Origin of the sequence: Demequina silvatica (assembly GCF_000971215.1) — a bacterium.
GTDB lineage: Bacteria > Actinomycetota > Actinomycetes > Actinomycetales > Demequinaceae > Demequina > Demequina silvatica.
In genome coordinates, this window is record NZ_BBMA01000002.1 from 759,819 (window position 1) to 781,423 (window position 21,605).

Sequence of the window (21,605 nt, forward strand, 5' to 3'; positions counted from 1 at the left end):
GTCAGTCCTCGAGCGCGAACCGCACCGCCGCCTCGGCGTGCAGCGCGAGCGCGTCGAAGTACGGCACGTCCACGTCCTCCGCGGTCATCACCATGGGGATCTCCGTGCAGCCGGCGATGACGCCGCCGGCGCCGCGCGCCACCAGCTCCTCGGTCGCGGCGCGCATGAGCGTGCGGCCCTGGTCCTCGACCACGCCGCGCGCGAGCTTGTCGTAGATGAGGGAGTGGACCTCGGCGAGGCGGGGCTCGTCGGGCACCAGCGCCTCGACGCCGCCCGCCGCGAGGCGCTCACGGTAGAACGGCATCCGCATGGTGAAGCCCGTGCCCAGCAGCGCGACCGTGTCCAGCCCCGCCGCGCGGATCGCCGCCGCCGTCTCATCGATGACGTTGATGACCGGGACCCCCGCGGCCTGCTCCACCTGGTCCGCGACCACGTGCATGGTGTTGGCGCAGATGAGGATCGCCTCCGCGCCGCCCTCGACCAGCCAGCGGGCGTCGCGCCCGAAGGTCGCCGCGAGCCCGTCCCAGTCGCCCGCCTCCTGCGCCGCGGCGATCGCACCGAAGTCGTAGTGACGGATCACCAGGTCGGCGGTGCGGCCCGGCAGCGCCGCGGCGACGCCCTCGTGGAGCAGCGTCTCGTAGACCAGGGTCGAGTGCCACGTGATGCCGCCGAGCAGGCCGATCCGTCGAGGGGAGGTGCGCATGGTCCGACCCTAGCCACGGACGCCGGTGCCACGGCGTGGGTCCTTGGCCCCTATGCCGCCGTCCGAACCTTCCTTTACGCTGTAACGATGAAGATCGGAGAGCTCGCCTCGCTCGGGGGCGTCACCGCCAAGACCGTCCGCTACTACGAGAGCATCGGGCTGCTGCCCGAGCCGCAGCGCCGCACCAACGGTTACCGGGAGTACGGCGACGAGGCGCTCGACCGCCTCAGGTTCGTCCGCGACGCGCAGGCCTCGGGCCTCACGCTCGCGGAGGCGGGCGACATCCTCGACATGAAGGACCGCGGCGAGAGCACCTGCGAGCACTCCCGCGCCACCGTCGCGCGCCACCTCAGGGACATCGACGCGCAGATCGCGAGCCTGCTCGCCGCGAAGGCGGAGCTCACCGCGCTGTCGCGCCGCGCCGAGGCGCTCGACCCGGCCGAATGCACCGACCCGCACCGCTGCCAGGTCCTCGCGCTTGACCTTCCCGCCGAGGGCAAGGTCTAGCCTGCCCGCATGAGCACCGACACGGCCTCCGAGGCCCCCGAGACGCCCGCCGAGCCCGCGATCGACCTCGCGGTGGGCGGCATGACCTGCGCGGGCTGCGCCACCGGCATCCAGAAGGGCCTCGCCATCCTGCCCGGGGTCGGCTCCGCCGCCGTCAATATCGCGACCCGGCGTGCGACCGTGCTGCCTGACGGCACCCTCGACCGTGAGGACCTCGAGGCCGCCATGCGGGCCGCGATCACGGGCCTGGGCTACCAGGTCCTCACCCGGCCCGCGACCCGTGGCGGGGACGCCGAGGGCCCCGTGACCGCGCATCGTCCCTCCACGCGCGAGGAGGAGGCGGCCGCGCAGGCCGCCAACGACGAGCGCCGCATCACCGACTACCGCCGCCGCTTCCTCGTCGCCGCCGCGCTCGCGATCCCCGTGGCGCTCGTCTCGATGGTCCCCGCCCTGCAGTTCGACGGCTGGGAGTGGTGGGCGGCGCTGCTCGCGACGCCCGTGATCTGGTGGTCCGCGTGGCCGTTCCACGTGTCCGCGTGGAAGGGCGCCCGGCACCGCACCACCACCATGGACACGCTGGTGAGCCTGGGCACGTCCGTCGCATGGCTGTGGTCCATGTGGACGCTGATCGCGGGGCCCGACCACGCGCACGTGTACTTCGAGACCGGCGCCGTGATCGTCAGCCTGATCCTGTTGGGCAAGTGGCTCGAGGTGCGCTCGACGGCGCGCGCGGGCGACGCGATCCGGGCGCTCGGCGCGCGCCAGAGTCCCACGGTGACGCTCGAGGACGCCACCGAGATCCCGCGCGAGGAGCTGGGCGTGGGTATGCGCTTCCTGGTCCGTCCCGGCGAGGCGATCGCGACCGACGGCATCGTGGTCGAGGGCTCCGCGGCCGTCGACGCGAGCCTGGTCACCGGCGAGCCCGTGCCCGTCGCGGCCGGCCCCGGCACCGAGGTGGTGGGCGGCACGCTCGCCGCGGACGGCGCCCTCACCGTCGAGGCGACGCGCGTGGGCGAGGAGACCATGCTGGCCCAGATCGCCCGCATGGTCGACGAGGCCCAGGCCGGCAAGGCCCGCATCCAGCGGCTCGCGGACCGGGTGTCCGCGATCTTCGTGCCCGCGGTGATCGGGGTCGCGCTGGTGACGGCGCTCGCGTGGGTCGCCGTGACGGGCGACGTCGCGGCCGCGATCACCGCCGCCGTCGCCGTCCTCATCATCAGCTGCCCGTGCGCCATGGGCCTCGCCACGCCGCTCGCGATCATGGTGGGCACCGGCCGCGGCGCGCAGCTGGGCATCCTGGTGCGCGGCGCGCAGGCCCTCGAGGACGCGCGCTCGCTCGAGACCGTGGTGCTCGACAAGACGGGCACCGTCACCGAGGGACGCATGGAGGTCACCTCGACCTTCGCCCCCGGCCTGGGGGACGATGCGGCGGGCACCCTCCTCGACGCGGTCGCCTCGGTCGAGGCACGCTCCGAGCACCCCGTGGCCGCCGCCGTCGCGGCGTCCCGGGAGGGGCGGATCCCGCTCAAGGGCTTCCGCTCCACCCCCGGTCAGGGCGTCACCGCGACCGTGCGCGACGCCGGCGCGGATGGCGCGAACGCGGACGTGAGCGTGGGCTCGCGGCGGCTCTTCGACTCGCTGCCCGGCGAGCTCGAGGAGTGGGCGCGCGAGCGCGAGTCGCGGGGCGAGACCGTGGTGTTCGCCGGACGGGCCGCGCCGCTGGGCGGGGGACTGCTGGGCGGCGGGGGAGACCCGGCCGGCGCATCGTCCACCCTCACCCGCGCCGCGCTGGTCGCGGAGGTGGCCATCGCCGTGCGCGACCGGATCAAGGACACCGCACCGGAGGCCGTGGAGGCGCTGCGCGCGCTCGGCGTCGACGTGGTGCTGCTCACCGGCGACAACCGCCGCGCCGCCGAGGCCGTGGGCGCGGAGCTCGGGATCGACCGCGTCATCGCGGAGGTGCTGCCGGGCGACAAGGAGGACGTGATCGTCTCGCTGCAGGAGGGCGGGCACCGCGTCGCGATGGTCGGCGACGGCGTGAACGACGCCCCGGCGCTCGCGCGGGCCAACCTGGGCATCGCGATCGGCACGGGCGCGGACGTGGCGCGCGAGGCCTCCGACCTCACGGTGGTGGGTGGCGACCCGCGGGCCGCGGCGGACGCGATCGCGCTGTCGCGGCGGACCTACGCCACCATCCGCGGCAACCTGGTGTGGGCGTTCGCCTACAACGTCGCGGCGATCCCGCTCGCGGCGATGGGCGTGCTCGACCCCATGATCGCGGCGGCCGCCATGGGCGCGTCCAGCCTGTTCGTGGTGGGCAACTCGCTGCGGCTGCGGGGCTTCGCGCGGCGGTAGGCGTGCGGGGCGGGCGCCTCAGCGCCCCGCCACCGACCACGCGAGCGCGGAGCGGGCCGCCGTCACCCGGCCCGCCGCGTCCGCGGCCCGCGCGGACACCATCCCGTCGGTGTGCGCCGCCACCAGCAGCGCCAGCTGGGCGCGCTGGAGGCGGTGCAGGTCGCGGGCGGCCTGAGGGCCGTGCCTCTCGCCCATGTCGGCGCGCGCGTGCCTGCGGCGGCTCCGTGTCGACAGCACCTCGAAGTCCGCCGGGCTCACCAGGTAGTCGGGCACCGTGACCCGCGCCATGCGCGCGAACACGGCGCGCTCGCGTAGCCGACCCACGTGGACTGTGGTCGCGAGCACGATCACGATCGGCACGCCCTTGATGAGCGCCGCCGTGAACTGCGAGCCGTGGATGAGGGGCGAGTTGAGGAAGCCGTGCAGGATCATCGCGGCCGCGAGCGAGCCCAGCGCCACGCCCCACCGTCGCCACGCGGCGGCGGTGGACACGAAGAAGAACGCGATTCCGGCGCCCGCGATCGCGGAGAACGCCGCATGGCTCCACAGCCCGGCCACGATCCCGCGCAGCACGAACATCTGCCACACGATGTCCATCGCGTCGCCCGACAGCGCCGCCGTGCGCGCGGTGTAGAGGAAGCCCTCGACCACCTGGAAGCCCAGCCCCACCATCGCGCCGTAGAACGCGCCGTCCGCGACCGTCCGGATCCGGGCGCCGGGGATGAGCGCGAGGGCGACGATCCCGAGCGCCTTGAGCGGCTCCTCGACCAACGGCGCGGCGATCGCGGAGATCCACGGGGAGTCCTCGCCCAGCCGCTCGCCCACGATGGTGTGCATCGCGGGTCCGCCGATGCGCGACACCCCCACCGCGACGATCGCCCCCCACGCGAGGGCGCCGAGGACGTTGACGACGGGGCGGCGCTCGTAGAGCTCGAGCAGGTACACCGCGGTGGCGAACACCAGGCCGTACGCGATCCACAGCGCCGCGGACAGCGCGCCGGACGCGGGGTTCGCGAGCAGCGACTCGAGGATGAGCGGCGCGACCTGCGCGAACGCGGCGATCGCCAGCGCGATCGAGCACCAGAACACCCACGAGCGCGTGTCGATGAACGTGCTGGTGCGCGGGCGCGGCAGGCCCCCGCGGGTGCGCGCGGGCGTGGTCACGGCGACCCGCCGAACCCCAGCGACCGCACGATCGACTGGGCGGACGCGTTGGTGCTCTCCCACGCCGCGGGCGGCGCGGTGAGCAGCACCAGCACCTGCTCGGCGCCGTTGGACACCACCCAGGCCTGCCGGGTCTGCAACGGTTCCTGGAGCGTGACCGTGGCCGCATCGTCCCCCGCGTCCGTGGTGAACGCGCGTGGCTGCGGCGCGACGATTCCCTGGCCCTGTTCCTGTGCCTGCGCGACCCACTGGTCGGTGACGGTCTCGATGGCCTGGGCGGGGTGGAGCGCCGAGGCGTGCGGCGCCGTGATCGACAGGGTCGCGCCCGCCTGGGTGAGCGTGGTGATGCCGGGGTGCGAGGCGGAGACGGACCAGTCCTCGGACGTGGTGACGGTCGCGCCCGCGCCGATGTCGACCACCCGCGGCGGGGCGGGCGCGGACATCTCCCGTGCGACCGCGGGCAGCGCGACAGCGTAGACCAGCGCGACGGCGAGGATCACGAGCGCGCCCGCGAGGGAGCCGCGCCCGATGAGCCGCACGGAGAGCGGCTGGGCCTGGCCCGAGGGGTCCGCCCCAGCGGCGGACGCTGCGCCGCTGCTCATGATCGCGACGCTAGCACGCGGCGCGGTGCCGCCTCCTGGCGTGCGTGAGCGTCCGCGTGCGGCGGCACGGCGCGGCTGGTCAGATCGCGTCGAGCGCCCGCGCGAGGTCCTCGCGCAGGTCCTCGACGTCCTCGAGGCCGATGCTGAGCCGCACCGTCGCCTCGCACATGCCCACGGCCGCGCGACGCTCGGGTCCGAGCTTGCGGTGCGTGGTGGTCGCCGGGTGCGTCGCGATCGACTTGGCGTCACCGAGGTTGTTGGAGATGTCGATCACCTGGAGCGCGTCGAGGAAGCGGAAGGTGGCCGCCTTGGCCTCGGGGCCGTGCGGGTCGACGCCCTCGGGGAGCGCGATGTCGATGGTGACGAGCGTGCCGCCCATGGTCATCTGGGCCTTCGCGCGATCGTGCTGGGGGTGCGACGGCAGCAGCGGGTAGCGCGCGATCGCGACCTTGGGGTGCGCCTCGAGCCAGGCGGCGAGGTCGAGGGCCGATGCGGCCTGCGCCTTCACGCGGACGGCCAGGGTCTCGAGGGACTTGCCGAGGATCCACGCGGTGAACGGGGACATGGTGGCGCCCATGGTGCGGACCATCTGGCGCACCTTGTCGACGTACTCCTTGGCGCCCAGCACCGCGCCGCCCAGCACGCGGCCCTGGCCGTCGATGTGCTTGGTCGCGGAGTAGACCACCGCGTCCGCGCCCAGCTCGAGCGGCTTCTGGCCCAGCGGCGTCGCGAACACGTTGTCGACGATGAACAGCGCGCCGGCCTCCTTGGCGCGGGCGGCCACGTGGCGCAGGTCCACCACGTCCTGCATGGGGTTGGTGGGGGACTCGCAGAACACCGCGGTCGCGGGGGTGGCGAGCGCGCGGTCCCAGTCCTCGTTGACGTGGCCGTCGACGTAGTCGACCGTGATGCCCCAACCCGCGAAGTACTCGTCGAACGTCGCGATCGACGTGCCGAACAGCGCGCGCGACGCCACCAGGCGGTCGCCCTGGCGCAGGATCGCGGCGAGGCTCACGAACACCGCCGCCATGCCGGTCGCGGTGGCGAAGCAGTCCTCGGCGCCCTCGATCGCGGCCAGGCGCGTCTCGAACATGGTGACCGTGGGGTTCGCGTAGCGCGAGTACTGGTAGCGGTCGATCTCGCCCGCGAACGCGGCCTCGGCTTCGCGTGCCGTCGGGTAGACGTAGCCCTGCGTCATGAAGATCGCCTCGGACATCTCGTCGAACGGGCTGCGCACGTGGCCGGCGCGGACGGCGAGGGTGTCGGGACGGAGCTGCGGGGCGTCTTCCGAGGTCATGGGCTCAGGCTACCCAGTGCGGGCGTCGCTCAGCTCCCCACAGGAAGTTGAGATGTCGCGGGAGCGTCGCTGGCTTCCCCATGGCGCGTGAGGGGTGGGGAAAGGCGTGGGACGATGCGCCGGCCGGGCAAGGAGTGGGACCCGGCCAGGCACATCGTCCCCCCTCAGGCCTCCCGGACCGCGTAGGTGCGGCCGGAGGCGCCGGTGGCCGTGAGCGAGCCGTCGCGGGACACGACGGTGACGGTGTCGCTCGAGCCATCGGACGAGTGGAGGGTGAGCTCCCGCTCGGGGGCGCCACCCGGGTAGACGACGAGCTCGACGTCCGTGAGGTAGTCGTAGTCGGGGCGGTCGTCGCGGGTGCCGCGCGCGAGCACGGTGCCGGGACGGACGTACAGCGGCATCGACCGGTAGCCGTGCGTCTCGCGCACCCACCGGCCGCCCGCGACGCGCTCGCCCGTGAGCAGCGACGTCCATTCGCCCTCGGGGAGGTAGAGGTCCACCTGGCCCGACTCCGACATCACCGGCGCGACCAGCAGTGAGTCGCCCAGCATGTACTGCCGGTCGAGGTGCTGCGTGGCGGGGTCGCCGGGGAACGCGAGGAACATGGGTCGCATCATCGGTACGCCGGTCTCCGCGGTCTGCACCGAGGCGGCGTAGAGGTACGGCATGAGCGACAGCTTGAGGGTGGTGAAGACGCGGGTGACGTCCACCGCCTCCTCGTCGAACGCCCACGGCACCCGGTACGAGCTCGAGCCGTGCAGCCGTGAGTGCGAGGACATGAGGCCGAACGCGAGCCAGCGCTTGAACACGCCCGCGTCGGGGGTGCCCTCGAAGCCGCCGATGTCGTGGCTCCAGTACCCGAAGCCCGAGCTCATGAGCGACAGCCCGCCGCGCAGCGTCTCCGCCATCGACACGTAGGACGACGAGTTGTCGCCGCCCCAGTGCACCGGCATGGTCTGCCCACCGGCGGTCGCGGAGCGCGCGAACAGGACCGCGTTGCCCTCGCCCTTCTCGCCGACCAGCGCCTCCCACACGGCCTCGTTGTACAGCTGCGTGTAGAGGTTGTGCATGGTCTCGGGCGCCGAGCCGTCGTGCCAGACCACGTCCGTGGGGATGCGCTCGCCGAAGTCGGTCTTGATCGCGTCGACGCCCTGGCGCACCAGGGTCCGCACGAACTCCTGGAACCAGGTCCGCGCCTCGGGGTTCGTGAAGTCCACGAGCGCCATGCCGGCCTGCCACTGGTCCCACTGCCACACGGAGCCGTCGGGGCGCTTGACCAGGTAGCCCTTCTCCATCCCCTCGCGGAACATGCGGCCGCGCTGCGCGATGTACGGGTTGATCCACGCGGAGACGTGGAGGTCCTTGTCCTCGTGCATCCGCTTGAGCATGAGGTCGGGGTCGGGGAACACGCGCTCGTCCCACACGCCGTCCGTCCAGTTGAACTCGCGCATCCAGAAGCAGTCGTAGTGGAACACCGACAGCGGGAGGTCGCGCTCGCGCATGCCGTCGACGAAGGACGCGACGGTCTCCTCGTCGTACTGCGTGGTGAACGACGTCGACAGCCACAGCCCGAACGACCACGCGGGCACGCGCGGCGGGCGGCCCAGCAGCGCGGTGTAGCGCTCGACCGCCTCGGCGGGCGTCGGGCCCGCGAACACCAGGTACTCGAGCGACTCGCCGGCCGTCGAGAACTGCACGCGCTCGACCGCCTCCGAGCCCACCTCGAAGCTCACGTGCTCGGGGTGGTTGACCAGCACGCCGTACCCCTTGGAGGAGAGGTAGAACGGGATGGACTTGTACGCCTGCTCCGAGCTGGTGCCGCCGTCCGCGTTCCAGATGTCGACGCTCTGGCCGTTCTTCACGAACGGCCCGAAGCGCTCGCCGAGCCCGTAGATGGTCTCCCCGACGCCCAGGTCCAGCTGCTCGTGGACGTAGGCACGATGCGGGGCGAGCCCGGTCTCGGAGTAGCCGGAGACGCCGGCGGGTTCCGCGGGCACGGGGGCGTCCTTGTCCAGCCGCATGTAGCCGACCGAGTGGTGGCCCGAGCCCGTGATGCGCTCGCCGTCGACCTCGAAGTCGAGCCTCCACGGCGCGCCCGGGGCGACCCGCGCGGTGAGGCGCCCGGAGGTCAGGGTGCCCCCCGCATCGTCCACCGTCACCGTGCCCGCGCCCTCGACGGCGCCGGGCATCCGGAAGCCGGGGGAGCGGCGCGCGCCCTGATGGTGGTCGATCCGGACCTTGACCACGCCGTCGAGCGGCGAGGACAGGGTGACGGTGAGGACGGCGCGGTTGAGGGTGTCGCCGCGCGAATGGATGACGCGGGTCGGGGCCGTGACCACGAGCGCGTCGCCCGCGGCCTCGATGTCGTAGGCCTCCTCCGCGTACAGCGCGTCGACGCCGGGACGCCGCAGCCAGAATCCGTCGGTGAACTTCACTTCACTGCTCCTGCCGTGATGCCGCGCGTGAGGGTGCGCTGGAAGATGAGGAAGAAGATGATCGTCGGGATGATGCTGATGAGCGTGCCCGCGATCAGGGTGGTGGTGTCCGTCTGACGCTCGCCGTTGAGCTGCTCGAGCAGCAGCGGCACCGTGAGCGAATCGGACGTGTTGAGGAAGGCCAACGGGAGCAGGAACTCGTTCCACGTCCAGATGAAGAAGAACACCATGAGGACCGAGAGCGTCGGGCGGACGATCGGCACGATCACGGAGCGGAGCGTGCGCCAGCGGGTCGCGCCGTCCACGGACGCCGCCTCGAGGATCTCCTTGGGGAAGGTCCCGAGCAGCGAGGACAGCAGGTAGGTGCCGAACGCCGACTGGATCACCACGAACGTGAGGATCACCGACCACGGGTTGGAGAGCAGGCCCATGTCGTCGTACAGCTGGAACAGCGGGTCGAACAGCATCTCCTGGGGGACCAGGTTGGCCATGAGGAACACCAGCACGATCCAGGTGCGGCCGCGCACGCGACCGATGCCGATCGCGAACGAGTTCAGCACCGAGATCACGACCGCGATGATCGACACCATCGTGGAGATGAAGATCGAGTTCCACAGCGCGCGCGGGAAGTTCTGGGTCTCCCAGAACGTCTTGATGCCCTCGAAGCTGAGCGCCTGAGGCAGCTCGAGCGGGCCGGAGTTCGCGTAGTCCTGGGGCGACTTGAAGGCGTTGAGCAGCAGCAGGAGCATCGGGAACACGATCGCGAGCGCGCCGAGGACGGCGAGCACGAGCATGACCCACTCGGCGGGGGTGCGGGGGCGCGCCTTGTTGCGGCGGTCCTTGCCGCCCTCGGAGGGGGCGGGCGCGGGGGCCTGGGCGACGGCGGTCATGTCAGGCTTCCTTTCGCTCGGCGCGGTTCTGCACGCGGATGAAGATGATGGCGACCACGACCACGAGGATCGTGATGGCGGAGGCGATGGTCGCGGCGTAGCCCTTGTCCGTGCCGCGGATGAACTCCTGGTACGCGTAGAAGCTGGGCACGTACGTGGACTTCGAGGGTCCGCCGTTGGTGAGGATGAACACCGGCGCGAACACCTTGAGGGCCGCGATGGTGGTGGTGAGGGCCACCACGAACACCTCGGGCTGGATCATCGGCAGCGTGATCGCGCGGAAGCGCTGGAACCAGTTCGCGCCGTCGAGCTCCGCGGCCTCGTACAGCTGCGGGTCGACGCGCTGGAGGGCCGCCATGAAGATCACCACGGGGTAGCCGATCTGGATCCAGATCATCAGCACCATCACGGACGCCATGGCGGTCGAGTACTGGCCCCCGAGCCAGTTGATCTCGACCTCGCTGCCCGTGAGGACCGTGAGGAACTGGTTGAGGACGCCGTCGGAGTTGGGCTTGAGGATCCAGCTGAACATCACGCCGGCGACGGCGATGGGCAGGATCTGGGGAAGGTAATAGGTCGCGCGGAGGAAGCTGGAGAGGCGGGCGCCGAACCGGCGGCCCACCACGTCGAACAGCAGCGCGGCGATGACGAGGCCCAGCAGGGTGGGCACGATCACCATGGCGATGATGACCAGGAGGATGTTCTTGAACGACTGCAGGAACTCCTGGTCGGAGAACAGGGCCACCCAGTTCTCGAGCCCCGCGAAGTACTCGGGGGCCCGGCCGCCGCGCCAGTGGAAGAAGCTGAGGCGGACGTTGCGGACGATGGGGTAGAAGATCACCAGCCCGACGAGCAGCGCGCCGGGGATGAGGTGCAGCCAGTAGCCGAGCTTGCCGCGGTCGCGCTGCGGGATGCGGGCGGGCTCGTCGGTTCGGCGCGGGCGGACGCGCTGCGGGGTGGAGGTCATGAGGGGTTCCGTCTCCGGCGGGGGCCCGGGCCGCGTGGACCCGGACCCCCGCCTCGATGAGGGTGGCGACTAGCGGAGGTCCGCCACGTAGCTCTCGTAGTAGTCCATGAGCTGCGTGTTCGCCTCGTCGGCGGTGACGTCGCCGTTGACGATGCCCTGCATCACGGAGTTGAGGTCGCCGTAGAAGGTGGGCGTCGGCCAGTCGGGGTAGAAGGACAGGCCGTCACGCTCGTTGACCTCGTTGAAGAGCTCGATGAGCTTCTGCGCGTCGGGGTCGGTGATGTCGGCGGTGTCGGCCGCGACCGGCAGGCCGCCGGACTCGCCCAGCAGCGCCTGGACCTCGGGACGCATGGTGATGTCGATGAACACCTCGGCCAGCTCGGGCTGCTTGGACTCGACCGGGACCACCCAGATGTTGCCGCCGGAGCCCGGGGTCAGCGTGGTGTCGGGCCAGTTGGCGATGCCGAACTCGAAGTCGGTGACGTCCTCGAGCATGCGGCCGTACCACCAGGAGCCGGAGTAGAACATGGGCGCGTCGCCGTTGATGAACGCGAGGCCCGCGTCCTCGGCGGTCATGCCCGAGGCGTCCTTGCTGATGTAGCCCTTGCCCACCCAGTCCTCGAGCGTGCCGGAGGCGTAGGAGACCTCGGGGCCGGTCCAGTCGACCTCCTCGGTGTACAGCTGGTACGCGTCGACCCACGAGCGGTCGGCCTGGCTCAGCGCGAGCTGGTACCAGAGCTGGCCCATGGGGTACTCCTGCGCGGAGGTGGTGAGCGGCGTGACGCCCTCGTCGACGAACGCCTGCATCGCGGCCTCGATGCCGGCCGCGTCCGTGGGGACCTCGATGCCGTACTCGTCGAACATGTCCTGGTTGAAGTACAGGAACACGAACTCGCCGTAGTTCGGCACGCCGTACCAGCTGCCCGAGCCCATCACGCCGTTCTCGTCGTACTTGGCGATGGTGTCGATGCCCGCGCTGAGCTTGTCGGCCCAGCCGTAGGTCTCGTACGCCTCGTCGAGCGGCAGGATCACGCCGGTCGCGGCCAGCTGGCCGGCGGTGCCGTTGCCCTTGTTGTACTCGGACACGTCGGGCGCGTCCGAGGAGTCGAACAGCTGCTGAGCGGAGGCGTTGAGGTCCTCGAAGGCGGTGGTCTGGAGGTCGACGGTCGCGCCGGTCTCCTCCTCGAAGATCTCGATGGCGAGGTTCCATGCCTTGCCCATCGCGGACTCCTCGCCCTCGTAGTGCATGACGGTGAGGGTCTCGCCGGTGTAGTCGCCGTCCGCCGGAGCGCCGGAGGATCCGCCATCGCCGCCGTCTCCGGACGAGCATGCGGTGAGGCTGAGCGCGCCGGCCGCGAGCACGGCGGTGGCTGCTGTGATGCGGTACTTCATTGTCCGATTCCTGCTTCCTTGTCGAGGCCCGGGGGCCGATGGTGTGCGCAGTCTGCGGCGCCGCTTTCGAAGCGCTTCGACGATGCGCGTGCGTGGGGGATGCCCTGGTGAGGTCAGACCCCGGGGGTCGGGTCGGCGGCCGCGCGGGCGATCACCGAGCCGTGGTCGATGTAGGTGGGGGGGATGAGGACGATGCGGGGGGTGCGGTCCCCGCCGTCGATCGCCTTGACCAGGAGGTCCATGGCGGCGGTGCACGATGCGCGGGCATCGAGCGGCATGGTGTCGAACGGCACGGCGAACCGCGCCGTGGTGAAGCTGACGCCGGTCGCGATGACCGAGACGTCGCGGGGGACCTCGAGGCCGCGGGTCGCGAGGATCGCGGACAGCGACGAGGCCACATCTGCGGTGGTGTTGAGCACGATCCCGTCGAGCTCGGGGAGCTGCTCGAGCAGGCGGCGCACGCTGCCGTCGGCCGTGTGGCCGTTGGGGTGCGTCACCGCGTGACGGACGCCCCGCTCCTCGCAGCGCTCGGCGAACGCGCGCAGCACGCGGCGGGGGAAGTTGGAGCCGCGCTCGATGGTCTCGAGGCGGTGGGAGATCAGCCCGATCTGGCGGTGGCCCGCGTCGACCAGCCGGTCGACGGCCTGCCGCGCGGCGGCCTCGAAGTTGAGGTCGACGCACACCAGGCCCTCGGTGTCAGCGGGCAGGCCCACGAACACCGTGGGGCAGTCGAGCGTGCGTGCCAGCGGGACCCGCGCATCGTCCTCATCCACGTCGAGGACCACGATCCCGTCCGCGAGCTGCGTCGCGGCGGAGCGGCGCATGCCCTCGAGCGCGTCGTCGTGCACCAGCAGCAGGGTGTCGTAGTTGTGCTCGCGGGCGACGCGCGTGGTCTGCATGGCGAAGGCCATGTGCGCGGCGTCGTCGGTGTCGGGGTGGACGGGCTCGCTCACCGCGATGATGTGCGAGCGGTGCGCGGCGAGCATGCGGGCGCTCGCGTGGGGGAGGTAGCCGAGCTCGCTCGCGACGGCGAGGACGCGGGCGCGGGTGTCGGGCTTGATCGAGCGCTTGCCCGAGAGCGCGTAGGACACGGTGCTGATCGACACGCCCGCGGCCTGCGCCACGTCTGCGATCGTCGCCATGTCGACTCCATCGTCCTCGTCGGTTCCCGTGCGGGCGCTTGGGTTTCGAAGCGCTTCGACGGTTGTTGCGTGCATGACGTTATGTTGGTCGCCGCAACAAAGCAAGCCGGGTTACCGAATCGTGATGTTCCCGCGGCCGGACGCGACGGCGCCCCGCCCCTCGCGGAGGAGGGACGGGGCGCCGTCGGTGCGGTGGCGTCAGCCGATCGCGGCGGTTCTCGCCGAGACCTTCGACACCGGGGTGTAGCCCCACCTCTTCGCGGTCACCTTGACGGTGATACGCGCGCCCTCGAGCCTCGGGGTCACCTTGAGCGACGTGTACGTCGCCCCCGGGATGGCCTTCCCGTTCGCGCGCCACTGGTAGGTGAGGCGCGCGGTGGCGGGCCACTCGCGGACCGCCGCCTTGAGGGTCGAGCCGTCGGCGCGCGTGCCGGTGATGCGCACGTGGCCCGCCTCGAGCACGCCCGCCTTCACGGTCACGGGCGCCGAGGTCCGCGCGACCGGCGCGAGGTCGCCGAGCGTCGCGGTGACGCGCACCGTGACGTTGCGGCCGACCGCCCCGCCCTTGGGCGTGAAGGTCGCCTTGGTCGCGCCGCTGACGGCCTTGCCGGCCACGCGCCACTGGTACGCCAGCGTCGCACCGGCGGGCCAGCCCTCGGTCGAGGCAGTGAGCGTCGAGCCCACGCGGACCTTGCCGGTCACCGCGACGGCACCCGGCACCAGGCCCGGCTCCACCGCGTCCACGCACGGCAGGGTGCCGGAACGCAGCGAGAAGCCGTCCGTGTCCGCGTCGTCGACGTAGAACGTCGGGACCGCGCCGTCGACGCACAGCGTCGAGTCCGCGACCGCGAAGCCCTCGTTCGCGATGTTGGCCGTCCCGGCGGGCCGCTCGTAGAGCGCCGACGCCTCGAAGGCGCCGTCGACCAGGGTGTACGTCGCGATGCGGCCGTCGCAGGCCTCGTCGCAGACCACCCACAGCTGCGAGCGCTCGGCGTCGAACTGCACGTCCGCCACCAGGGAGAACGCGACGCCCTCGGTCGAGAGGGTCGCGACGCGCTGGAAGCCGCCGTCCGCCATCAGCGCGTAGGCGTACGCGCTCGCGGTGCCCTCGACGGCGACCACGTAGAGCCCGTCGCCGTGGCCCGGGTGGCCCGCCGGGTCGTAGCCCGCACCTGTGGCCTCGTCCACCAGCCCGCCGTCGACCAGCCAGGCGTCGGGGATCCAGGTGACGCCCTCGAGCCCGCCGTTCGCGGCGAGGCCGGGGAAGTCGGCCGCGAGGTTCCACTCGTCGGTCGCGACCAGCGTGCCGGAGGTGCCCGTCGCCTCGAAGCGCAGCACCGCGGGGCGGCTCACGCTCGACGCCGAGTTGTCGCGCTCGGAGGACACGTAGACCGCGCCGTCCGCGGCCACGTGCACGCCCTCGGCGTCCACGGTGCCGGTGCCGCCCGGGTAGGTGAGGGTCCACTCGCCCGTGATCTCGCCCGCGGGCGTCATCCGGTAGAGCAGCCCGTCGCCGTTCTGCACGGCCCACAGGGTGCCGTCCGCGTAGTCGATGCCGGACATGTCGCCGCCGAAGGTGGGCTCCGCGTCGAGCACGTCGACGCCCGCGCCGCCGGGCCACGGCAGCGCGTTCACGATGCCCGCGCAGCTGTTCGCGGCGCCCTTGGTGGACGATGCGGTGGTCTCGAAGTCGCCGAGGCCGTCCGGGCAGCGGCCGTAGGTGGTGCCGGCGTGGCTCGCCCACGCGTAGGAGTCCAGCAGCGCTCCGGTCGCGTCGTAGAGACGTACCGAGTCCTCGCCGCCCAGCCCGAAGTCGACCAGGTCGAACGCCACGAACCCGCCCGACCCGAGCATCGTCCCTGCCGGGATGGTGAAGGCGTGGGTGTCGTCGTCATCCTTGATCACGACGCCGCCCAGGTCCACCGCGGAGGCGCCCAGGTTGGTGAGCTCGACCCAGTCCGTCGCGTCGCCGCTGGACTCGACCTCGTTGATGCGGATCGGGAGCGAGCAGCTGTTCGGCGCTCCCTTGGTGGAGAACGGCGCATCGATCCAGTCGCCGGTGCCGTCGGGGCAGCGCGACCAGGACACGAGCGCGTGCGCGTCCCAGGTGGTCTTCGCGACCAGCGTGCCGGACAGGTCGTAGAGGCGGAACATGTCGCCGTTGCCCAGGCCGAACGTGAAGCCCTCGGCGTAGGTGGCCGATTGCTGGTCGATCACCAGCAGGCCGCCGGCGGGGACCACGGAGCCCGCGGGGACCACGTCGGTGCGGGTGTCGTCGTTGTCCTTGATTCCCCAGCCGGAGATGTCGATGTCCGCGTCGGTGAGGTTCATGACCTCCACCCAGTCGGTGTCGTCGCCGTTGGACTCGACCTCGTTGATGGCGAGGGTGGTGGACAGCTCGACGGGCTCCTCGACGGGCGGGTCGACGGGGTCGACCTCGCACGCGTTCGCGGCGCCGGGCGTCGCGGCGGCGGTGTCGACGAACTCGCCGGTGCCGTCGGGGCAGCGGCCGTAGGTCTGCAGCGCGTGGGCGTCGCCCCAGGTGTACGCCTCGAAGGGGGTCGCGGTGCCGGCCGCGATGTCCTCGAGCGGGGTGCCCGCGGAGAACAGCTGGGCGGTGTCGCCCTTGCCGAGCCCGAACGCGAAGTGCTCCGCGTCGTTCAGCACCAGGAAGCCGCCCGCGGGGATCGGGTCGAGGCCCGTGAGCGTGTACGCGTCCGTCGCCGCGTCCTCGATCTTGCCGTCCATGACGATCACGCCGTTGACGTCGAGCGGCTGGTCCGCGGTGTTGACGAGCTCGATGAAGTCGGCGCCTCCCAGCACCTCGGCGGTGCCGGAGGACTCGACCTCGTTGACCTTGAGGGCGGTCTCGACGGTCACGGGCACCGGGCATTCGTTCGCGGCGCCCTTGGTGGACGATGCGGTGGTCGCGAAGTCGCCGACGCCGTCGGGGCAGCGGCCGTAGGTGGTGTCCGCGTGCGCGGTCCACGCGTACGAGTCGACGAGCGTGGTGCCGTCGGCCAGGAACACGCGGGCGGTGTCCGCGCCGCCGAGCCCGAACCCGCCGGTCACGTCGACGTCCACCGCGAGGAAGCCGCCCGGCGCGATGACCGTCGCGGGTGCGATCGCGAGCGTGCGCGCGTCGTCGTTGTCCTTGAGGATCCATCCCGAGACGTCGACGGGAGCGTCGCCCGTGTTGGTCAGCTCGATCCAGTCGACGGGGCTGCCCCCGCTCGACTCGACCTCGTTGATCGCGATGGTGGGGAGGACGCCGTCCTCCGCCTGGGCGACGGGGACCGCAAGGCCCCCGATCGCTAGGGTGAGCGCTGCCGTTGCGGCCGCGCGTGAGCGCCTGTGCATCCGTGCCACCTGTTCATTGGGGTGTGAACTACCAGGCGGGACGTTAGTGACACAGAGTGAACGAAAGGTGGCGTGGGGGTGGCGGCGTGGTAGCCGGCAGGTGACGGATCAGCCCTGCTGCCAGGGCAGGCCGGCGCCCTTCCACCCCTGCCAGCCGCGGTGGCCGTGCTCGTCGGTCGCGCCCTCGAAGCCCTCGAGCACGTTGTAGGCGGGGCCGAGGCCGGCCGCGGTCGCGACCTGGGCCGCGCCGATGCTCCGCTGGCCCGAGCGGCACAGGAACACGATCGGCTGGCCGGGCCGCACGCCGGTCGCCTCGAGCTGCGCGAGGAACTGCTCGTTGCGCGCCATCGCGGGGTAGGACACCCACTCGATCAGCGCGGCCTGCTTGCCGAGGCTCGAGGCGTCAGGCACGCCCACGTAGCGCCACTCGGCCTCGGTGCGGACGTCGACCAGGATCGCGCCGGGCTCGGTCTCCAGCAGCTCCCAGGCCTCGTGCGGGGTCAGGTCTCCGGCGTAGCTCATGACGGTCCTCTCGGGTCGCGGTCAGGACGAGTGTAGGTGCGCGTGCCTAGGGTGGGTCCATGATCAGGATCCACCTCACCAGCGTCTTCGTCGACGACCAGGCGAAGGCCCACGACTTCTACACGCGCGTGCTCGGCTTCGAGACGCGCACCGACATCCCGCTGGGCGACGGGAACCGCTGGCTCACCGTGGGTGCGCCGGGGGACGATGCGGTGCAGCTCCTCCTCGAGCCGTCCGGTCATCGCGCGGTCGGGCCCTATCGGGAGGCCCTGCGCGAGGACGGCATCCCCGCGGCGCAGTTCGCGTCGGACGACGTGCGCGCCGAGCATGCGCGGCTGGTCGAGCTGGGCGTCGAGTTCACGATGCCGCCCACGGACATGGGTCCGGTCACCATCGCGGTGCTCGACGACACGTGCGGCAACCTCATCCAGCTCGCGCAGATGGCCTGACGTCCGCTCAGGGGTTGTCGCGTCGGGCCGCCTCGAGGCCTGCCGGCACGTCCCCGTCCCAGAACAGGGCGCCGTCTGTCAGCACCGCGTCGCCGCGGTCTCCGACCGCGCCGTAGTTGCCGACGGCGTACGCCTCGGCGAGCGCGGGGGCGTCGCCCCAGCTCGCGAACCCGAAAGCCTCGTCGTTCGAGAACCCCACCAGCTCGAGCGAGTCGAACGGGGCGGCGCCACCCTCCGGCACAGCCAGCGCGAGCCGGTCCCCGATCTCCCAGCCGTGCTCGTCGCGGTACCGCGACGACACCACCACCTGGCCGGGCCCGGGCGCCGTGCCTTCCACCAGGGCGCCGGCGGGCAGCGGGCCGTCGACCGCCTGCAACGGGGTGATGCTGCCCTCGCGGTCCGCGAACACCACGGGTGCCGTGAGCATCACCACCGCCTCGGGATCGACGGCGCGCACGTCCGCGATCGCGGCCTCCCACTGCTCGGAGGTGAGGATCTCGATGCCGTCCGCCTCGAGCGGATCGGCGGGCGGGTCTGTGAGCCACACCCCGACGGGCGCCCAGTTCTCCGTGTCCGGCCAGCCGTCGGCGCGGTCCCACGGCTGCGCGATCACCGCCCACAGCCCGGCCGCCACCGCGGTCACCGCGCCGGCCGCGATCAGCCTGTCCCGCCGCCCCCGTGCCGGGCGCACCCCGGCGACGTGCGCATCGTCCCTGGTGTCCCCCATGAGGGCACGGTACCTGGCGCTACCCCTCCTCGGGGTGCGGCTTGCCCGGCGTGACGGGGGGCAGCGCCGACCACGGGAACGTGATCCACAGGTCGGTGCGCTTCCACACGTAGTCGGGGTCGATGATCGAGTGCGACTTCGCGTACAGCACCACGGTCCGCACCTCGCCGGCGTGCTGCTCCATGAGCTTCTTCACCAGGGCGAGGGTCTCGCCGGTGTCCGCGACGTCGTCCGCGATCAGCACCTTGAGGCCCCGCATCGCGTCGGTGTCGAGCAGCGGCGGCAGCAGCACGGGGGCGGGAAGGCGCTCGTCGATGCCCGTGTAGAACTCGACGTTGAGCGTCCCGACGCCCTTGGTGCCCAGCGCGTACGAGATCGCGCCGCCCACCGGCAGGCCGCCGCGCGCGACCGCGACCACCACGTCGGGCTCGTATCCGGAGTCCACCACCATCTGGGCGAGTTCGCGCGACGCGTCGCCGTAGCCCTGCCAGGTGAGGACTTCGCGCTCGGGGGTGTCGGTCATCTTGTCTCCAGCCACGTCCGGTGAGGCGAGCGTACCGGCGCGACCCGTGCATCGTCCCCCGTAACCTTGACCGATGGGCTTCTTCACCTCCGAGGGCGACGCGCGCCGTTTCTACGAGGCCGACGCGTGGTTCCAGGCGTGGCTCGCCGCGAGCCCCAAGAGCGCGGAGTACCTCGCGACCCAGCTGCGCAAGTCCACCGGGCACGACCTCCGGTTCACGCCCGCGGAGCTGCGCCCCACGGTCGACTGGGTGACGCGCGACCTGCGCCGCGACCGTTCGGCGGTCAAGCCCGACTGGGCGTACCGCTCCGAGCTGGGGCGCGAACTCACCATGCACGGGGCCGCGCTGATCGACGGGCTGCTGGTCTACCTGGGCGGCCTCGCGGACGACCACCAGCCGCTGTCGTGGGGGCTCGACCGTCGCGAGGGCTCGCCCACGTACCTTGACCCGATGCTCGGCCCCGGGGGTCCGCCGCTCGCGCTGCTGCCGCACGCGGTCGCCGCGATGGGCCATGGCCGCGCCGCGTGGGATGGCGTCGAGGACGTCCTGCGCTGGTTCGCGTCGCCGGGCCAGCTGGCCTACGAGGCGTTCGACACCCCGGCCGATGTGCGCGAGTCCTTCATCCCGAAGGGCGGCATGTTCAAGAAGGTGGCGCGCCCCACCGAGCTGCCGAGCGTGCCGCCGTCGCAGTCGCTCGGCCCTATCCAGGAGGGCGACCCCGGCCTGGTGGTGAACGATGCGGGGCCCGGCCACGCGCCCGGCACCCCGTCCGACGCCACGCACCACGCGATCGTCATGCTCGCCGCCGGCGCGATCGACGAGCCCGCCCTGCTGCGCTTCCTGCGCGGCTGCGACGCAGCGCCCGGCATCGCGCGCGTCGCGTTCCGCAGCCACCACCTCCTCGAGGTGTGGGCGCCCGGGCTGCTCACCGTCGAGGTGCTCGCGTCGCTGCGCGCCGCCGCGCGCGCTGAGCTCCCGTCACGGCCGGACGATGCGCCCCTCACCGAGGACGACCGGCGCGGGCTTCTCCTGCGCGCGCCCTTCCTCGAGCGGCTCGGCGCGCACGAGGACCTCGCGGTGCGCACCATCGAGATCGACGGCTTCGACGCCACCGTCAGCGTGCAGACGCCCTGGTTGGACGACTACACGTACACGGTCGCGCTGCACCCGCGCGTGGTCGAGTCGCTCACCGAGGCGCGCATGCAGGCCGTCGCGGACGCGCTCGGGCTGCTGCCGGGCGTGGACCGCGTGCTGTGGGAGGACGCCGAGGGCGTGCACGTGCACGGCCCGGGTCTCGCGGCGGACGCGCTCGCGGAAGCCGTCGCGGACGCGCTCTCGTCCTAGGTGAAGCACGCGCCCGCGCGCTATGGGGTAGCCAGCGTCGCTTCCTGCGGGCTTCGCCTTCCTAGGGGGCAGTGACCGTCGCCGGTCAGAGGTCGTACACCTCGCGCCGGTGCCCGACGGTGAGCACCAGGATGAGCAGCCGCCCGTCATCGATGGAATAGATGACTCGGTAGTCGCCGACTCGCACGCGGAAGTAGTCGCTGCCGACCAATCGTCGAGACGCCGGCGGTCGGGAGTCGCGGGCGAGCAGCTCGATCGCCGCGTAGATGCGCGTACGGTCGCGGGGGTGGATGCGGCGCAGCGCCTTCAAGGCTTGCGGGCGCATCTCGACCCGGAAGGTCATGACCAGCCGAGCTCCGCCTTGACCTGCTCCCACGGGACGTTGGGGCCACCCTCGGCGAGGGAGGCGTCTGCGGCCGCGATGTCCTCCGCGTCCTCGAGCGCCTCCATCATTCGCTCGTACATGTGCGGGCTGATGACGACGGCCTCGATGGTGCCCCGGCGTTCGAGGAAGATCGCCCGCTCCTGCGCGCGTTCGATCACGCTGCGCAGCTCCGCACGCGCTTGGGAGACAGGGACCACCTCACTCATGTGCTCAATTGTACGTTTCGGGTTCTGATTCGTACAGAAGTCTCGCGGCTTCCGACCAGCGGCCGCAAAGGTCCTGGTGCGCGGCGCCTTCCGGGTGCATGCTGCCCCCATGGGGGACACAGCGGAGAGGCGCAAGCAGGCGCCCACCAAGCGAGCCGCGGTCGCGGGCATGGTGGTAGCGGGATTCGCGCTCGTGGCGCTCGGCACGTTCGCGTTCTGGGAGCGGCCGGCACAGCTACCGACCTACACCGCCAGCGAGTGGACCGGCGAGGCGGCCGAGGTCGCGCAGGGCGTGCGCGCCGACGCCAAGGGTCTGTGGACCGTCTGCCCGACCACCGCGACGGAAGCCGACGGCGTCGTGGGCCTGCTGCTCGCGGACACCTGGACCGCGACGGTGCCGCGCCTCGGCGCCGAGGGTGCGTTGGCGCACCTGCACGGCGGACCGGTCGAGCTCTCCTCGGCGGAGCGCGCCGACTCGTACTACCCGCCGGTGGTCGGCCGGTTCCTCGATCCGGCGGTCGCGGAGGACGCCGCGCTCGCGGACACGTGGACGGGCATGTGCGGCGACGTCACCGCCGTGATCATGGTCGCGCCCGACGCGGTCATCGAGGAGATCGACGTCGCGCCCTGACCC

The 21,605-nt window shown here is 72.1% G+C and carries 20 protein-coding genes; 5 read left to right on the forward strand and 15 right to left on the reverse strand.

Annotated elements, in window-relative coordinates; translation table 11 throughout:
* Position 1: 1 nt before the first annotated feature.
* Positions 2-703 carry an aspartate/glutamate racemase family protein gene (locus tag AOM05_RS03600; RefSeq protein WP_062519492.1) on the reverse strand — a complete coding sequence of 234 codons (702 nt, stop codon included), beginning with the start codon at positions 701-703 and terminating at the stop codon, positions 2-4.
* Positions 704-790: 87 nt separating this feature from the next.
* On the opposite strand from AOM05_RS03600, the gene AOM05_RS03605 reads away from it, so the two are divergent.
* A complete protein-coding gene (locus tag AOM05_RS03605; RefSeq protein ID WP_062519494.1) occupies positions 791-1,210 on the forward strand; it encodes a heavy metal-responsive transcriptional regulator in 420 nt (139 codons plus the stop codon).
* 9 nt (positions 1,211-1,219) lie between these two features.
* Entirely contained in the window at positions 1,220-3,565 is a 2,346-nt protein-coding gene (locus tag AOM05_RS03610) for a heavy metal translocating P-type ATPase (RefSeq protein WP_062519496.1), read from the forward strand.
* An 18-nt stretch (positions 3,566-3,583) separates the two neighbouring features.
* Here AOM05_RS03610 and AOM05_RS03615 read toward each other — a convergent pair whose 3' ends face one another.
* The 10 genes from AOM05_RS03615 to AOM05_RS03660 all read right to left on the reverse strand — a co-directional run bounded on the left by AOM05_RS03615 (position 3,584) and on the right by AOM05_RS03660 (position 17,336).
* Positions 3,584-4,729 carry a PrsW family intramembrane metalloprotease gene (locus tag AOM05_RS03615; protein ID WP_062519498.1) on the reverse strand — a complete coding sequence of 382 codons (1,146 nt, stop codon included), beginning with the start codon at positions 4,727-4,729 and terminating at the stop codon, positions 3,584-3,586.
* On the reverse strand, positions 4,726-5,331 hold the full coding sequence (locus tag AOM05_RS14390; protein WP_062519499.1) for a hypothetical protein: 606 nt from the start codon (positions 5,329-5,331) through the stop codon (positions 4,726-4,728). Before AOM05_RS14390 ends, AOM05_RS03615 begins: the two co-directional genes overlap by 4 nt.
* Before the next feature lie 79 nt (positions 5,332-5,410).
* The gene (gene metZ, locus AOM05_RS03625) at positions 5,411-6,628 is read right to left on the reverse strand and encodes an O-succinylhomoserine sulfhydrylase (protein ID WP_062519501.1); all 1,218 of its coding nucleotides are present in this window, start codon (positions 6,626-6,628) and stop codon (positions 5,411-5,413) included.
* A gap of 164 nt (positions 6,629-6,792) precedes the next feature.
* Positions 6,793-9,063 carry an alpha-xylosidase gene (yicI, locus tag AOM05_RS03630; RefSeq protein WP_062519503.1) on the reverse strand — a complete coding sequence of 757 codons (2,271 nt, stop codon included), beginning with the start codon at positions 9,061-9,063 and terminating at the stop codon, positions 6,793-6,795.
* Positions 9,060-9,953, reverse strand: a complete 894-nt coding sequence (locus tag AOM05_RS03635) for a carbohydrate ABC transporter permease (protein ID WP_062519504.1) — start codon at positions 9,951-9,953, stop codon at positions 9,060-9,062. The genes yicI and AOM05_RS03635 overlap by 4 nt, the downstream gene beginning before the upstream one ends.
* 1 nt (position 9,954) lies before the next feature.
* Positions 9,955-10,920 (reverse strand): carbohydrate ABC transporter permease, encoded by a 966-nt coding sequence (locus AOM05_RS03640; protein ID WP_062519507.1) that lies wholly within the window; start codon positions 10,918-10,920, stop codon positions 9,955-9,957.
* A 69-nt stretch (positions 10,921-10,989) separates the two neighbouring features.
* Positions 10,990-12,312 (reverse strand): ABC transporter substrate-binding protein, encoded by a 1,323-nt coding sequence (locus tag AOM05_RS03645; RefSeq protein ID WP_062519508.1) that lies wholly within the window; start codon positions 12,310-12,312, stop codon positions 10,990-10,992.
* Positions 12,313-12,425: 113 nt separating this feature from the next.
* Entirely contained in the window at positions 12,426-13,454 is a 1,029-nt protein-coding gene (locus tag AOM05_RS03650; protein WP_062519510.1) for a LacI family DNA-binding transcriptional regulator, read from the reverse strand.
* Between the two features lie 198 nt (positions 13,455-13,652).
* On the reverse strand, positions 13,653-16,814 hold the full coding sequence (locus AOM05_RS14555; RefSeq protein WP_062519512.1) for a lamin tail domain-containing protein: 3,162 nt from the start codon (positions 16,812-16,814) through the stop codon (positions 13,653-13,655).
* Positions 16,815-16,922: 108 nt separating this feature from the next.
* Positions 16,923-17,336 carry a rhodanese-like domain-containing protein gene (locus AOM05_RS03660; protein WP_062519513.1) on the reverse strand — a complete coding sequence of 138 codons (414 nt, stop codon included), beginning with the start codon at positions 17,334-17,336 and terminating at the stop codon, positions 16,923-16,925.
* A 59-nt stretch (positions 17,337-17,395) separates the two neighbouring features.
* On the opposite strand from AOM05_RS03660, the gene AOM05_RS03665 reads away from it, so the two are divergent.
* Entirely contained in the window at positions 17,396-17,785 is a 390-nt protein-coding gene (locus AOM05_RS03665; RefSeq protein ID WP_304512056.1) for a VOC family protein, read from the forward strand.
* Positions 17,786-17,792: 7 nt separating this feature from the next.
* On the opposite strand, the gene AOM05_RS03670 is transcribed toward AOM05_RS03665, so the two are convergent.
* Together AOM05_RS03670 and AOM05_RS03675 are read right to left on the reverse strand one after the other, a co-directional pair.
* The gene (locus AOM05_RS03670; RefSeq protein WP_062519514.1) at positions 17,793-18,512 is read right to left on the reverse strand and encodes a hypothetical protein; all 720 of its coding nucleotides are present in this window, start codon (positions 18,510-18,512) and stop codon (positions 17,793-17,795) included.
* Between the two features lie 19 nt (positions 18,513-18,531).
* On the reverse strand, positions 18,532-19,035 hold the full coding sequence (locus AOM05_RS03675) for a phosphoribosyltransferase (protein ID WP_062519515.1): 504 nt from the start codon (positions 19,033-19,035) through the stop codon (positions 18,532-18,534).
* A gap of 73 nt (positions 19,036-19,108) precedes the next feature.
* Here AOM05_RS03675 and AOM05_RS03680 point away from each other — a divergent pair, with 73 nt between their 5' ends.
* Positions 19,109-20,380 carry a hypothetical protein gene (locus AOM05_RS03680; protein WP_062519516.1) on the forward strand — a complete coding sequence of 424 codons (1,272 nt, stop codon included), beginning with the start codon at positions 19,109-19,111 and terminating at the stop codon, positions 20,378-20,380.
* A gap of 85 nt (positions 20,381-20,465) precedes the next feature.
* Here AOM05_RS03680 and AOM05_RS03685 read toward each other — a convergent pair whose 3' ends face one another.
* Together AOM05_RS03685 and AOM05_RS03690 are read right to left on the reverse strand one after the other, a co-directional pair.
* Positions 20,466-20,723, reverse strand: a complete 258-nt coding sequence (locus AOM05_RS03685) for a type II toxin-antitoxin system RelE family toxin (protein ID WP_062519518.1) — start codon at positions 20,721-20,723, stop codon at positions 20,466-20,468.
* Positions 20,720-20,971: a type II toxin-antitoxin system prevent-host-death family antitoxin gene (locus AOM05_RS03690; protein WP_062519519.1), complete on the reverse strand. Its 252-nt coding sequence runs from the start codon at positions 20,969-20,971 to the stop codon at positions 20,720-20,722. Before AOM05_RS03690 ends, AOM05_RS03685 begins: the two co-directional genes overlap by 4 nt.
* Before the next feature lie 109 nt (positions 20,972-21,080).
* Here AOM05_RS03690 and AOM05_RS03695 point away from each other — a divergent pair, with 109 nt between their 5' ends.
* Positions 21,081-21,602 carry a hypothetical protein gene (locus tag AOM05_RS03695; protein ID WP_062519520.1) on the forward strand — a complete coding sequence of 174 codons (522 nt, stop codon included), beginning with the start codon at positions 21,081-21,083 and terminating at the stop codon, positions 21,600-21,602.
* The last annotated feature ends 3 nt before the right edge of the window (positions 21,603-21,605 follow it).